The 13,405-nt window shown below is 61.0% G+C and carries 12 protein-coding genes; 2 read left to right on the top strand and 10 right to left on the bottom strand.

Annotated features, from left to right (window positions below):
- The 8 genes from CAF77_RS27175 to CAF77_RS27140 form a co-directional block, all read right to left on the bottom strand.
- Window positions 1–258: a hypothetical protein gene (locus CAF77_RS27175; protein WP_064380402.1), complete on the bottom strand. Its 258-nt coding sequence runs from the start codon at window positions 256–258 to the stop codon at window positions 1–3.
- Window positions 255–467: a hypothetical protein gene (locus tag CAF77_RS27170; protein ID WP_064380404.1), complete on the bottom strand. Its 213-nt coding sequence runs from the start codon at window positions 465–467 to the stop codon at window positions 255–257. The genes CAF77_RS27175 and CAF77_RS27170 overlap by 4 nt, the downstream gene beginning before the upstream one ends.
- Before the next feature lie 255 nt (window positions 468–722).
- Complete coding sequence (locus CAF77_RS27165; protein ID WP_064380406.1) at window positions 723–902, bottom strand: hypothetical protein; 180 nt, start codon at window positions 900–902, stop codon at window positions 723–725.
- 156 nt (window positions 903–1,058) lie between these two features.
- A complete protein-coding gene (locus CAF77_RS27160; RefSeq protein ID WP_064380408.1) occupies window positions 1,059–2,234 on the bottom strand; it encodes a lactonase family protein in 1,176 nt (391 codons plus the stop codon).
- The gene (locus CAF77_RS27155; RefSeq protein WP_064384062.1) at window positions 2,231–2,539 is read right to left on the bottom strand and encodes a DUF5629 family protein; all 309 of its coding nucleotides are present in this window, start codon (window positions 2,537–2,539) and stop codon (window positions 2,231–2,233) included. The genes CAF77_RS27160 and CAF77_RS27155 overlap by 4 nt, the downstream gene beginning before the upstream one ends.
- Before the next feature lie 281 nt (window positions 2,540–2,820).
- Complete coding sequence (locus CAF77_RS27150; RefSeq protein ID WP_064380410.1) at window positions 2,821–4,401, bottom strand: aldehyde dehydrogenase (NADP(+)); 1,581 nt, start codon at window positions 4,399–4,401, stop codon at window positions 2,821–2,823.
- A 9-nt stretch (window positions 4,402–4,410) separates the two neighbouring features.
- The gene (gene araD1, locus CAF77_RS27145) at window positions 4,411–5,403 is read right to left on the bottom strand and encodes an AraD1 family protein (RefSeq protein ID WP_064380412.1); all 993 of its coding nucleotides are present in this window, start codon (window positions 5,401–5,403) and stop codon (window positions 4,411–4,413) included.
- A 150-nt stretch (window positions 5,404–5,553) separates the two neighbouring features.
- Entirely contained in the window at window positions 5,554–6,876 is a 1,323-nt protein-coding gene (locus CAF77_RS27140; RefSeq protein ID WP_064380415.1) for an MFS transporter, read from the bottom strand.
- 193 nt (window positions 6,877–7,069) lie between these two features.
- Between CAF77_RS27140 and CAF77_RS27135 the strand changes: the two genes are divergently transcribed.
- A complete protein-coding gene (locus CAF77_RS27135) occupies window positions 7,070–8,806 on the top strand; it encodes an IlvD/Edd family dehydratase (RefSeq protein ID WP_064380416.1) in 1,737 nt (578 codons plus the stop codon).
- A gap of 199 nt (window positions 8,807–9,005) precedes the next feature.
- Window positions 9,006–9,725 carry a FadR/GntR family transcriptional regulator gene (locus CAF77_RS27130; RefSeq protein WP_039766869.1) on the top strand — a complete coding sequence of 240 codons (720 nt, stop codon included), beginning with the start codon at window positions 9,006–9,008 and terminating at the stop codon, window positions 9,723–9,725.
- A gap of 181 nt (window positions 9,726–9,906) precedes the next feature.
- On the opposite strand, the gene CAF77_RS27125 is transcribed toward CAF77_RS27130, so the two are convergent.
- Together CAF77_RS27125 and CAF77_RS27120 are read right to left on the bottom strand one after the other, a co-directional pair.
- Window positions 9,907–12,291 carry an RND family transporter gene (locus tag CAF77_RS27125; protein WP_064380418.1) on the bottom strand — a complete coding sequence of 795 codons (2,385 nt, stop codon included), beginning with the start codon at window positions 12,289–12,291 and terminating at the stop codon, window positions 9,907–9,909.
- A gap of 28 nt (window positions 12,292–12,319) precedes the next feature.
- Window positions 12,320–13,348, bottom strand: coding sequence for a YCF48-related protein (locus CAF77_RS27120; protein ID WP_085655670.1), 1,029 nt, complete (start codon window positions 13,346–13,348; stop codon window positions 12,320–12,322).
- Window positions 13,349–13,405: the final 57 nt, after the last annotated feature.

Below are 13,405 nucleotides of genomic sequence, written 5' to 3'. Positions count from 1 at the left end.
TTACGCCAGCACTTCACACATGCCGATGGCCGAGCAATCCACTTCAAACGGGCCGAGAAAACCGATGGCAGTTTTCACTGGTGGATTGCCGGCCAACAGCCCCAGCGCATTGGCCCGTTCGATGTTGTGAGCAATGCTGTGGTTGGCCTCTATGGCCCGGGCCAGTCCGCCGACCGAACCCTGGCCGAATCCCAACAGGGAAGCGCCGTTGGTCAGAAACGCCAGCCCGGCGATGACCCAGAGTCTGTAGCCTTTCATGCTCCGCCGACTCCCGCGAGTTCAGCTGAACCGACCGCCGCGTTTTGCGAGCGAAGTTCGAACTGGATGCCAGGATGGGCGACGTCGATCGGTGCTTCGAAGCTGTGTTGCGACTGCGACGCCAGACTGACGAACAACACCATGACCAAGTACAGACCGATGGCCACGTAGGCGCCGCGTTTGGCGGAAGTGATGATTGAACTGGCCATGATGTGTGCTCCGTGGACAATGTTTCGAGGTCCACAGAATCGATCAAAAAAGCCGGGGTAACCACTCAGGGTTTTCCATAGTAACCATCAGCTTCGTTGATTATTTAGCCGGTCTATCTCGCCGTTTGAAAATGGCTATCGCCGATCGTTGCGCAGACAAAAAACTGCCCAAGGCTGCGATCTTTTGATTTTGCTTTTTGGGAAACAAGATCAAAGGATCGCAGCCTTGGGCAGTTCCAGGGCGTGACGGAAATTTCAGTGTTGAGCTTTGTGATCCAGCGCGGCGTAGAAGTTGGCGCTTTGTTGCAGGTATTTCTGGGTGTAGCTCTGGGTGTGGGCTTTTTTGTCGCTGATTTCAACGTTGGCGCTGGCTGGCAGAGCCACGGTAGCGGAGATGGCGGAAGCGGCAATTACGGAGAAGAGATTGAAGTTCATGGCGGTAACCCTCGTGTTCAGTTGGCTGGCTTGCCCGGTTGGGCCGTGGAGCAAACTTAACGCTCGAGGGTTGATCGCTTGAAATGCTTTGCAACATTACCTGTTATCAGCAGGATTAATACAAAGCTTCAGGCCCCGTAGACCGGGGCCTGCGGCTTATTGACGCACGAGAAACTTGAGATCGCTCGGGGCGTCCATCGGCAGGTTTTGCACGGTTTTGCCCAGCAGACCGGTCTTGCCGTCGCGCTCGACCACGACAATCTGGTTGCTCTTCTGGTTGGCGATCAGCAGGAATTTACCGCTTGGATCGAGGCTGAACTCGCGCGGGTGATCGCCTTCCACCGAACGTCGTTGCAATTCCTTGAGCTGGCCACTGGCCGGGTCGATGGCGAACACCAGCAGCTGATTGGCGGTGCCACGGTTGCTGACGTAGAGGAATTTGCCATCGGCGGACGAGTGCAGCGCGGCGGCGGCTTTGTCCGAGGTTGGCTGGCCGGCAGCCAGATCGACCAGTTGTGTCTGAGTCAGCACGCCGTCCTTGTAGTCGAATACCGCGACCTGAGCACTCATTTCCATGGTCAGCCAGGCATGTTTGCCGTCCGCGCTGAACAACAGATGACGCGGGCCGCTGCCGGCTGGCAGTTGCACCGACGCGGTTTTCGCCGGGGTCAGCGGCAGATCCGGGTTGGCTTTCGGGTCGAATTGGTAGATGAAGACCTTGTCCGCACCCAGGTCATTGGAGAACACGTAACGGCCGTCCGGCGAGGACACCGTCGAGTGCACGTGGTTCGAGGCCTGACGCTCGGGATTGACCCGGCTCGCCGGGTGCGCGCTCATCTGCACCACCGGTTTGAGCTTGCCGTCGCTGCCCACCGGCAATACCGCGAGGGTGCCGCCCGGATCTTCAACCACCGAGTAGTTGCTGACGAACAGATGGCTGGCGTCGGCGCTGAGGCTCGAATGGGTCGGCTCATTGCCCAGGCTCTGGACCTGATTGATCAGGGTCAGCGCGTGGGTCTTCGGATCGATGGCGTAGCTGCTCACACGACCGACCGGATCTTTCTGGCCTGGGCCGTTTTCGTTGACCACGAACAACCGGCGCTGATCCTTCGACAGGGTCAGCCACGACGGGTTTTCGCTCTTGATCACTTGCAGCGGTTTGGCGTCGATCTGTCCGGTGGCGCTGTCGAAGTTCATCCGGTAGATGCCTTCGCTGGTGCCGGCGGTGTAGGAGCCCACCAAAAACTGGAAGCTCTCGGCCGAGGCACTGGAAAGTCCCATCGCACCGACGCTGCCGGCCATCAGCAATGGCCAGAATTTACGCATGTTCATTCGGCTTCATCCTCGTCGTCGGCGCTGCTCAGTACATCCCCGAGGCAGACCAGACGGTGTTCGCCGACGGTCTTGGTGTCGCTGGAAAAACCGACGATCAGCCAGCTCTGCAGGTCTTCATCAAACGTCGCCGCCGCCACCTGAGCCGGGGTGAATTCCCAGTGCTTGGCTGTTCGGCCATCGATGCATTCGATGTGCAGGTTGTCGTCTTCGTCGAGGGCGAATTCGAAAGCGTGCAGGCCGTCGATTTCGACCATACCGCAGTGTTCGAGGGCGTTGAGAAGGGTGTCGGTTACGGCAGTCATGGCAATCATGTCTTTCAGGGGGAAAGGGGCAATGATAGCTCAAAGCCCCGCTCTTGATCGTTCCCACGCTCTGCGTGGGAATGCCTCAAGGGACGCTCCGCGTTCCAGCTCTCGAATGGGACGCAGAGCGTCCCGGGCTGCATTCCCACGCGGAGCGTGGGAACGATCAACGATCCCTGTGGGAGCTGGCCAGCCTGCGATTGCAATTTGTCAGTCACATAAATACTGAATGTGCCGCCGCCATCGCTGGCAAGCCAGCTCCCACAGGGTTTTCGGTGTGGTTACAGGGCTTCGCGCGATGGCTTGCCGTCGACCAGCCGCTGAATACGCAGCGGGTTGGCGTTTTTCAGCGGTTCCGGCAGCAGGCTGTCGGGGTAGTTCTGGAAGCACACCGGGCGCAGGAAACGATCGATCGCCAGCGTACCCACCGAAGTGCCCCGAGCATCGGAGGTTGCCGGGTACGGCCCGCCGTGAACCATCGAGTCACAGACTTCGACACCGGTCGGATAACCATTGAGCAGGATCCGTCCGACCTTCTGCTCCAGCAACGGCGTCAGCTCCGGGAAGCGTTCGAAATCCGCCTGCTCGCCGATAATCGTCGCCGTCAGTTGCCCATGCAGGCCCTGCAACGCCGCGCTCAACTGCGCCTTGTCAGCCACTTCAACGATCACAGTGGTCGGGCCGAACACTTCTTCCTGCAGCACTTCATCGCCATCGATCAGCAGGCTGACATCGGCCTTGAACAACTGCGGTTGTGCCTGATTGCCCTGTTGCGGATTACCCGCCAGATGCTCAATGCCGGCGTGGGCCAAGAGTTTTTCCAGGCCTTTGCCGTAGCTGCCGAGGGTGCCGGCATTGAGCATGGTTTGCGCCGGTTGATCACTGATCAGCGCCGCGACTTGCTCTATGAATGCCGTGAACTGCGCTGAGCGAATGCCGATCACCAGGCCCGGATTGGTACAGAACTGACCGCAGCCCTGCACCACCGACGCGGTCAGATCGCGAGCAACGGTTTCCGAACGCACGGCCAGGGCCTCGGGCAATACGATCACCGGGTTGATGCTCGACATCTCGGCAAATACCGGGATTGGCTGAGGCCGCGCGGCGGCCATGTCACACAGCGCCCGTCCGCCACGCAGCGAGCCGGTGAAACCCACGGCCAGAATCGCAGGATGCTTGACCAGCCATTCGCCGACGCCACCGCCGTAGATCATGTTGAACACACCGGCCGGCATAGCGGTTTTTTCTGCTGCACGGATCAACGCGTCGGCAACGAGTTCGGCTGTGGCCATATGACCGCTGTGAGCCTTGAACACCACCGGGCAACCGGCCGCCAGCGCCGACGCGGTATCGCCGCCGGCGGTGGAGAATGCCAGCGGAAAATTGCTGGCGCCGAACACCGCCACCGGCCCCAGGCCGATGCGGTACTGGCGCAGATCCGGACGCGGCAACGGCTGACGATCCGGCAACGGCAGGTCGATGCGTGCACCGTAGAAATCACCGCGTCGCAGGACTTTGGCGAACAAGCGCATCTGGCCGCTGGTGCGCCCTCTTTCACCTTGAATCCGTCCGGCAGGCAGTGCGGTTTCGCGACAGACCACGGCCACGAAGTCATCGCCCAGCGCGTCCAGCTCATCGGCGATTGCATCGAGAAACTGTGCGCGGCGTTCGGCGCTGAGGCTGCGATACGCCGGATACGCCGCCGCAGCGGCCTTGGCGGCAGCGTCCACTTCCGCTTCCGTGGCCTGAATGAAATCGTGGGGCAGTGCTTCGCCCGTGGTGGCGTCGACGCTTTGCAGTTTGACGTTGCCCGCCGCGCTGCGACGACCGCCGATGTAGTTGTGACCGAGAATCTGAGTCATGGGATCTCCTTAAAGGGTGCCGATGCTGTCCGGTTCGAATGCCGCTGCGACCGGGGCGATGCCGTTGACCAGCGGTGCGCCGAATTCGGCCTGGTTGATTTCGAATACATCACCCGGCTGAGTGCGAATGCCATCGGCGAACGACAGGGTCGCGGTGCCGAAGAAGTGAATGTGCACATCACCCGGACGCAGGAACTGGCGGTACTTGAAGTGGTGGTACTCGAGGTTCGCCAGGCTGTGGCACATGTTGGCCTCGCCGCTGAGGAACTCGTTTTGCCACAGCACTTCGCCGTCGCGCAGGATGCGACTGGTGCCCGCCAGGTGTTGAGGCAATTCACCCGTGCGAAGTTCCGGGCCGTAGCTGCAACTGCGCAGTTTGGAGTGGGCCAGGTACAGGTAATTCTTGCGTTCCATGACGTGATCGGAGAACTCGTTGCCCACCGCAAAACCGAGGCGATACGGCTTGCCATCGTGGCCGATGATGTAGAGGCCGGCCATCTCCGGCTCCTCGCCGGCGTCTTCGGCAAACGGCGGCAGCGGGAACGGCTGGCCAGGACGCACGACAATGCTGCCGTCGCCCTTGTAGAACCATTCCGGCTGCACACCCGCCTGCCCCGCCGCCGGTTTGCCGCCCTCCACGCCCCATTTGAAGATACGCATGGTGTCGGTCATCGACGCTTCGTCGCCGGCCTGCTGATGCATCTTGTCCCGGGCCGAGGCACTGCCCAGGTGGGTGAGGCCGGTGCCGCTGACCAGCAGGTGCGCGGGGTCCGGGTGATCGAGTGGCGGCAGGATGCGCAGTTGGGCCAGCAACTCGGCGTAATCATGGCTGATGCCCAAGCCGAGGGTTTGCACTTGCTGCACGAGCGTGTTGCCGGCCTCGATCGCGGCCAGGGCCAGATCACGAACCGTGCGCGCATCCTGCACTTCACGCACCAGACCGTCCTCGACCACCCCGACACGGCGCTCGCCGCTACTCAATTCGAATTGAACCAGATGCATAAATCCTCTCCTGTAAACAAGCCTTCGAAACACCCCAAGACCCTGTGGGAGCTGGCTTGCCAGCGATAACCATCTGTCAGATACATCAATACTGAATGTGCTGACGTCATCGCTGGCAAGCCAGCTCCCACAAGGGATAGCGCCGATCATTCAGGTTCGAGTGGCACCGCGTGCGCTCGCTGCAAATTGCTCGACTGGCAGCACATGCTTGCGCTCCAGCACGCGATAGACGACGCCCGTCAGAATCAGCCCGAACACCATCACGCCGGACAGGAAGTACAGACCCGAAGCGAGGTTGCCGGTGTATTCCTTCAAGGCGCCGATCACGAACGGGCCGATGTAGCCGCCGAGGTTGCCCACCGAGTTGATCAACGCAATACCGGCCGCCGCACTGGCACCAGCGAAGAAGCGCCCCGGCAACGTCCAGAACACCGCCGTGCAGGAAAACAGCGCGAACGCCACCAGACACAACGCCGCCAGTTGCGCTACCGGCAACGACAGCCAGGCACTGAGGAACAGGCCCATGGCGCCCAGCACATAGAGCACCGCCAGATGACCATAGCGATCATTCAAACGGTCGGAACTGCGCGGAATGATCAGCAGGCCGATGATCCCGAAGATGTACGGCACCGATGACACAAAACCGGTCACCAGATCGCTGCCGCCGAACTGTTTGATCAGGGTCGGCAGCCACAGGCCCAGGCCATAAATGCTCAGGGTGACCGGCAGATAGAACAGCGCCAGCAGCAACACACGTTTGTCTTTCAGCGCATGCAGCGGATTGCCGTGACGGGTCTGGCCGTATTCCTGCAGGTCCTTTTTCAGCTCGCCGGTCAACCAGTCCTTCTCGGCCTGATCCATCCATTTCACTTGCTGCGGGCCGTCCGGCAACCAGCGCAATACCGGCCAGGTCAGCAGGATCGCCGGGGTACCGATGACGATGAACAGCCACTGCCAGCCATGCAGGCCGAGGATGCCGTCCATGCCCAGCAAACCGCCCGAAACGGGGCCGGTGATCATCATCGCGATGGGTTGGGACAGGATGAACAACCCGAGGATCTTGCCGCGATGGCGCACCGGGAACCATTGGGTGATGTAGTAAAGAACGCCGGGAAAGAACCCCGCCTCCGCCGCGCCGAGCAGAAAGCGCATCACGTAGAAACTGTGCGGGCCCTGAACGAAGGCCATGCCAATGGTGATCGCGCCCCAGGTGATCATGATCCGCGCAAACCAGCGCCGCGCGCCAAAGCGTTCGAGCATCAGATTGCTGGGGATTTCAAACAGAAAGTAGCCGATGAAAAACAGCCCGGCGCCGAGGCCGTAGGCGGCATCGCCAATGCCGATGTCGGCGCCCATGTGCAGCTTGGCGAAGCCGACGGCGGAGCGATCCACATAGGCGATCAGGTACAGCAGGATCAGGAAGGGAATCAGTTTCAGCGTGATGCGCCGGATAAGCCGCAGTTCCTGGCTCATGAGATCGGTCTCCGATTGTTGTTTTTATGGAACCTCGGGGGACGCCTCTCGCGGAAAACCACCAGGGCCATCCCTCCGTCGAAAACGACTATATAGTAATACTAATTACGCAACAACACTTCCAAAGCGGCGATTTTGCGCTTATGTTTAGCCGAAGCTCGCAAACAATAGTCTTACAATAAGAGAATCGATCATGTCTGATAAGAAACCCACCCTGCGCTCCGCCCAATGGTTTGGCACGGCCGACAAGAACGGCTTCATGTACCGCAGCTGGATGAAGAATCAGGGCATCGCCGACCATCAGTTCCACGGCAAGCCGATCATCGGCATCTGCAACACCTGGTCAGAGCTGACCCCGTGCAACGCGCACTTCCGCCAGATCGCGGAACACGTCAAACGCGGGGTGATCGAGGCCGGTGGTTTTCCGGTTGAATTCCCGGTGTTCTCCAATGGCGAGTCGAACCTGCGCCCGACCGCCATGCTCACCCGCAACCTGGCGAGCATGGACGTCGAGGAAGCGATTCGCGGCAACCCGATTGACGGCGTGGTGCTGCTGACCGGTTGCGACAAGACCACCCCGGCCCTGCTGATGGGCGCGGCCAGTTGCGACGTGCCGGCGATCGTTGTCACCGGCGGGCCGATGCTCAACGGCAAGCACAAGGGTAAGGACATCGGCTCCGGCACCGTGGTCTGGCAGCTCAGCGAACAGGTCAAGGCCGGCACCATCACGATTGACGATTTCCTCGCGGCCGAGGGCGGCATGTCGCGCTCCGCCGGTACCTGCAACACCATGGGTACCGCGTCGACCATGGCCTGCATGGCCGAAGCACTGGGCACTTCCCTGCCGCACAACGCGGCGATTCCGGCAGTGGATGCGCGGCGTTATGTGCTGGCGCACATGTCCGGCATGCGCGCGGTCGAGATGGTGCGTGAAGACTTGAAGCTGTCGAAGATCCTGACCAAGGAAGCCTTCGAAAACGCGATCAGGGTCAACGCAGCGATTGGCGGTTCGACCAACGCGGTGATCCACCTGAAAGCCATCGCCGGACGCATCGGCGTCGAGTTGGATCTGGACGACTGGACCCGCATCGGTCGTGGCATGCCGACCATCGTCGACCTGCAACCGTCCGGGCGTTTCCTGATGGAAGAGTTCTACTACGCGGGCGGCTTGCCGGCCGTGCTGCGCCGCCTTGGCGAGGCCAATCTGATTCCCAATCCGAACGCATTGACCGTCAACGGCAAATCCATCGGCGAGAACACCAAGGACGCGCCGATCTACGGCGAGGACGAAGTGATCCGTACTCTCGACAATCCGATCCGCGCCGACGGCGGTATCTGCGTATTGCGCGGCAACCTGGCGCCACTGGGCGCGGTGCTCAAACCGTCAGCCGCCACGCCGGAACTGATGCAGCACCGTGGCCGCGCCGTCGTTTTCGAGAACTTCGACATGTACAAGGCGCGGATCAACGACCCGGAACTGGACGTCGATGCGGACTCGATTCTCGTGATGAAAAATTGCGGGCCGAAGGGTTATCCGGGCATGGCCGAAGTCGGCAACATGGGGTTGCCGGCCAAGCTGCTGGCACAGGGCGTGACCGACATGGTGCGCATCTCCGATGCACGGATGAGCGGCACCGCGTATGGCACCGTTGTCTTGCACGTCGCTCCGGAAGCGGCGGCCGGCGGGCCTTTGGCGGCGGTGAAGGAAGGTGACTGGATCGAACTGGACTGCGCCAGCGGGCGTTTGCATCTGGATATTCCGGACGCTGAACTGGCGGCGCGGATGGCGGATCTGCAACCGCCGCAGCAGCTGTTGGTAGGTGGGTATCGTCAGTTGTACATCGACCATGTGCTGCAGGCGGATCAGGGTTGCGATTTCGACTTCCTCGTCGGTTGCCGAGGGGCTGAAGTGCCGCGCCATTCCCACTAAAACCGCCGACTGATCGTTCCCACGCTCCGCGTGGGAATGCAGCCCGGGACGCTCTGCGTCCCATTCGAGAGCTGGAACGCAGAGCGTCCCTTCAGGCATTCCCACGCAGAGCGTGGGAACGATCATTGCCTCGCTCCAGATTACGTCGTGCCTGCTATGATGCGCGGCATCTCCATCGCTCAGGATCGCGCCACTCCCCATGGATTACCGCAAACCTTCCGACCGTAAAAGCATGCACTCGCGCATCGTCCAGGAACTGGGCATGCAGATTGTTTCCGGACGCTTTCTGCCCTGCGACAAACTGCCCGCCGAAGCCTTGCTCTGCGAGGAGTACGCGGTCAGCCGGCCGGTGTTGCGCGAAGCCACCCGAGTGCTGGTCGCCAAGGGTCTGGTGTATTCCAAACCGCGCGTCGGCACCGTGGTCAAGCCACGCCGCGAATGGCACATGCTCGACCCGGACGTGCTGCACTGGCTGATGCAAAGCAGCCCGCAGAACGAGTTCTTCAACGTCCTGACCAGCGTGCGCAGCATCATCGAACCGGCCGCCGCCGCCCTCGCCGCCCAGCATGCGACCGATGCCGATATCGCGTCGATTGCCGAGGCTTACCAGCGCATGGAAGCCGCACCGACCCCGGAAGCCTTGCTGCAACCGGATCTGGACTTTCACAGCCGGATTGCTGACGCAACCCACAACGACTTGCTGGCCAACCTGTGCAACATGCTTGCGGTGGCGATTGCCGAGGCGCTGAAGCATTCGAATCAGCGGCCGAATCTGCATGAACTGGCATTGCCTCGGCACAAGGCAATTCTGACGGCGATCGAGAATCGGGATGCGCTGGGGGCGCGGCATGCGACGTTGGTGCAGCTGGATGATGCGCGAAGTGCTTTGAGTGTTGTGCTCGGCACCGAACTCTCCTGAACACAACAAAACCCTGTGAGAGCTGGCTTGCCAGCGATGAAGGCTTAACATTCAACATTGATGTGGGCTGTTGATCCGCTATCGCTGGCAAGCCAGCTCCCACAGGGTTAATCGTGAACTTCGAGACATAAAAAAGCCGCAACCCTTCAAGGTTGCGGCTTTTTCATTTCAGCCAAATGGATCAGTGAGCAAACAGAGAGTTGCCCTTCTGCCCCGCCAGTTTCTCCGGCTTGATCAGGAACTTCGCCAGTGCCGGCAGCAGCCACAGCGCACCGAACATGTTCCACAGCAGCATGAAGGTCAGCATCAGGCCCATGTCGGCCTGGAACTTGATCGCCGAGAAGATCCAGGTGCACACGCCGATGGCCAAGCACAGACCGGTGAACAGCACCGCTTTACCGGTGGATTTGAGGGTCTGGTAATAGGCTTCCTGCAACGGCAGACCGGCACGCAGAAAACTTTCCAGACGGCTGTAGATGTAGATGCCGTAGTCCACGCCGATCCCCACGCCCAGCGCCACCACCGGCAGCGTCGCCACCTTCACGCCGATGCCCATGAACGCCATCAGCGCGTTGCCCAGCACCGAGGTCAGCACCAGCGGCAGCACGATGCACAAGGTCGCCGCCCACGAGCGGAAGGTGATCATGCACATCACCGCCACGCAGATGTACACCAGGATCAGGATGGTCAGCTCGGACTTCTTGATCACCTCGTTGGTGGCCGCCTCGATCCCGGCGTTACCGGCCGCGAGGATGAATTCCAGGCCTTCCTTGTTGTTTTCCTTGGCGAAGTCCTGCACCGCATGCACTGCGCGATCCAGGGTTTCGGCCTTGTGGTCGTTGAGGAACACCAGCACCGGCGCCAGCGAACAGCTGTTGTTGTACAGGCCATCGGCCCGGGCGATGGAGTTGTTCAGCACGTCCGGGTTGCGCGACAGGGTTTCCCATTTCAGGTTGCCCTCGTTCATGCCCTTGATCATCTGCTTGGACACGGTCACCAGCGAGATCGCCGACTGCACGCCCTCGGTGTTCTGCATCTTCCACATCAGCTCGTCGATCGGCGCCATGGCTTCATAGCGCGAGCAGCCTTCGGACTTGGTCTTGACCATCACCACCAGCACGTCGGAGCTGGTCGAGTAGTTGCTGATGATGAAGTTGTTGTCCTTGTTGTAGCGCGAGTCCGGACGCAGTTCCGGCGCGCCCTGGTCGAGGTCGCCGATCTTCAGGTTCTGGCTGTACCAGAGGCCGCCACCGAAGGCGACCAGCGCCAGGGCGATGGAAATCGGGGCGACTTTCGGGTTGGCGAAGTTCGACAGCAGGCGCCAGAACGGATGTTCGCGGTGCGCGTCCTTCTTGCTCTTGGCGATGGCGCGCTTGCTGATGCCGACATAGGAAATCGCCACCGGCAGCAGGATCAGGTTGGTGAACACGATCACCGCCACGCCGATGGAGGCGCCGATGGCCAATTCGCGGATCACACCGATGTCGATGATCAACAGCGTGATGAAGCCGACGGCGTCCGCCAGAATCGCGATCATCCCCGGCAGGAACAGTTGCCGGAACGTGCGCCGCGCGGCGGTCAGGGCGTTGTCCGCCTCGCCGGATTGCAGGGCGATCCCGTTGATTTTCTGCACGCCGTGGGAAATGCCGATGGCGAAGATCAGGAACGGCACCAGCATCGAATACGGATCGAGGCCGAACCCGAAGAAGTGCATCAACCCCAATTGCCAGACCACCGCCACCAGCGTGGTGCTCAACACCGCCACAGTGCTGCGCAGGCAGTTGGTGAACCACAGCAGCAGAATCAGGGTGATGACGAAGGCGATGCCGAAGAACATCACCACCATCACCAGACCGTCGATCAGGTCGCCAACCTTCTTGGCGAAACCGACGATGTGGATCTTGACGTTGGGGTTCTGCGCTTCGAACTTGTTGCGGATTTTATCTTCAAGCTCATGGGAGAACTTGCGGTAGTCCAGCGCCAGCAGCTTGCCCTGGTCCTGTGGGTCCGGGTAGGACTCCAGCAGCGGGATGTCGACGATGCTCGACTTGAAGTCGTTGGCCACCAGACGCCCGACCTGACCGGACTTGAGCACGTTGTTGCGCAGCAGATCGAGGCTGTCCTGGGAGCCGTTGTAGCTCTGCGGGATCACTTCGCCGCCGGCAAAACCTTCCTCGGTCACTTCGGTCCAGCGCACGCTCGGGCTCCACAGCGACTTGAGGCCGGAACGGTCGACGCCGGAGATGTAGAACACCTCGTCGTTGATCTGACGCAGGGTCTCCATGTACTCCCTGGAGAAGATGTCGCCGTCCTTCGCTTCCACCGAAATGCGCACGGTGTTGCCCAGGTTCGCCAGATCGTTGCGATGCTCCATCATCTTTTCAATGAACGGATGCTTGAGCGGGATCATCTTTTCGAAACTGGTGGACGGGCGGATCAGCGTGGCCTGCCAGAACAGGAAAATGCTGACCAGCAGGCAGATCACGATCACTGCCGGGCGGTTGTTGAAGATCAGGCGTTCGAGAAACGTCGCCTTGTCCTGATGATGAGTGCTCAAGGAAGTCATAGCCCCGCCTTCTTATTATTGATTCGGCTCATTTGCCCAGCTCGGCGCCGTTCGGCGAAGTGACCCGGACGCCACCCTGCCCGCTCAGGATCAGATTGCCGTTGCCCGCGGCGGTGACCGACGACAGCGAGATGCGATCCGGACGGTTGAACACGCTGAAGGTTTCGCCATTGTCACTGCTGCTGACCACCGAGCCGCCGTTGCCGACGATGACGATGGAGCCATCCTCGAGCAGCGTGGCGCCGGACAGGCCGAACTCCAGCGAACCGCGCGCGGCTTTCAGCTCGACCTGCTCCCACGTATTGCCGAAATCGGTGGAGCGGTAAAGGTTGCCGCGCAGGCCGTAGACCAGCAGGGTTTGCGGTTGCGCCGTGCCGATCACGCCGAACAGCGACCCTTCGTACGGGCCTTCGAGTTTTTCCCAGGTCTGGCCCCCGTCTGCGGAGCGGAACATGCTGCCCGACTCGCCGACGATGAACAGGCCGGCGTCTTTAACGGAAGCGATGGCGTTGAGGTGGAACTGGTCTTCGTTGTCGAGGCGATCACTGACGTCTTCCCAGTGCTTGCCGCCGTCGGTGGTTTCCAGCAGCGCGCCGTAGGCCCCCACAGCGAGGCCGCTGTCGAGGTCCTTGAACCAGACGTCGAGCAGCGGCGATTCGCGCTTGAGGTCTTCGAACTGTTTGGTCCAGGTCAGGCCGCCGTCTTCGCTGGCGAGGATCTGTGCGTCGTGGCCGACGGCCCAGCCGTGCTTGTCATCAACGAAATACACGGCCGTCAGCAACTGGCGGCTCGGCACCTTGGCCTGGGTCCAGGTCTTGCCCTGATCGTCGGAATAGAGAATGTGCCCGCGATCCCCGACCGCCACCAGCCGGGCTCCGGCGTGAACGACATCGAGCATCAGGCTTTTCGAGGCCTTGGCCGATTCGGTGGCATAGACCACGTCGGCGGGCGCTTCGGCGGCGAGAACCGGCGCCGACAATGTGGCAAAGCCCAGCAGAGAGAGTGCTGTGGCCAGCAACGCGGTGTTGCGTAACGCCGGCGGGCGGCAACGACTCATAGACCTTCCCCTGTTTATTATTGTTGGTCATGGACCTTAAGGGCGCCGCAAGGGTGC

Origin of the sequence: Pseudomonas sp. R15(2017), from assembly GCF_002112685.1 — a bacterium.
Lineage (GTDB): Bacteria > Pseudomonadota > Gammaproteobacteria > Pseudomonadales > Pseudomonadaceae > Aquipseudomonas > Aquipseudomonas glycinae.
Note: the sequence above shows the minus strand (reverse complement) of the source record. Positions and strands in the feature narration are given on the sequence as shown.

What these genes read in the sequence shown, in the direction of transcription:
- CAF77_RS27175 (WP_064380402.1), bottom strand. Translation starts at nt 258, where the DNA reads ATGAAAGGCTACAGACTCTGGGTCATCGCCGGGCTGGCGTTTCTGACC.
- CAF77_RS27170 (WP_064380404.1), bottom strand. Translation starts at nt 467, where the DNA reads ATGGCCAGTTCAATCATCACTTCCGCCAAACGCGGCGCCTACGTGGCC.
- CAF77_RS27165 (WP_064380406.1), bottom strand. Translation starts at nt 902, where the DNA reads ATGAACTTCAATCTCTTCTCCGTAATTGCCGCTTCCGCCATCTCCGCT.
- CAF77_RS27160 (WP_064380408.1), bottom strand. Translation starts at nt 2,234, where the DNA reads ATGAACATGCGTAAATTCTGGCCATTGCTGATGGCCGGCAGCGTCGGT.
- CAF77_RS27155 (WP_064384062.1), bottom strand. Translation starts at nt 2,539, where the DNA reads ATGACTGCCGTAACCGACACCCTTCTCAACGCCCTCGAACACTGCGGT.
- CAF77_RS27150 (WP_064380410.1), bottom strand. Translation starts at nt 4,401, where the DNA reads ATGACTCAGATTCTCGGTCACAACTACATCGGCGGTCGTCGCAGCGCG.
- araD1 (WP_064380412.1), bottom strand. Translation starts at nt 5,403, where the DNA reads ATGCATCTGGTTCAATTCGAATTGAGTAGCGGCGAGCGCCGTGTCGGG.
- CAF77_RS27140 (WP_064380415.1), bottom strand. Translation starts at nt 6,876, where the DNA reads ATGAGCCAGGAACTGCGGCTTATCCGGCGCATCACGCTGAAACTGATT.
- CAF77_RS27135 (WP_064380416.1), top strand. Translation starts at nt 7,070, where the DNA reads ATGTCTGATAAGAAACCCACCCTGCGCTCCGCCCAATGGTTTGGCACG.
- CAF77_RS27130 (WP_039766869.1), top strand. Translation starts at nt 9,006, where the DNA reads ATGGATTACCGCAAACCTTCCGACCGTAAAAGCATGCACTCGCGCATC.
- CAF77_RS27125 (WP_064380418.1), bottom strand. Translation starts at nt 12,291, where the DNA reads ATGACTTCCTTGAGCACTCATCATCAGGACAAGGCGACGTTTCTCGAA.
- CAF77_RS27120 (WP_085655670.1), bottom strand. Translation starts at nt 13,348, where the DNA reads ATGAGTCGTTGCCGCCCGCCGGCGTTACGCAACACCGCGTTGCTGGCC.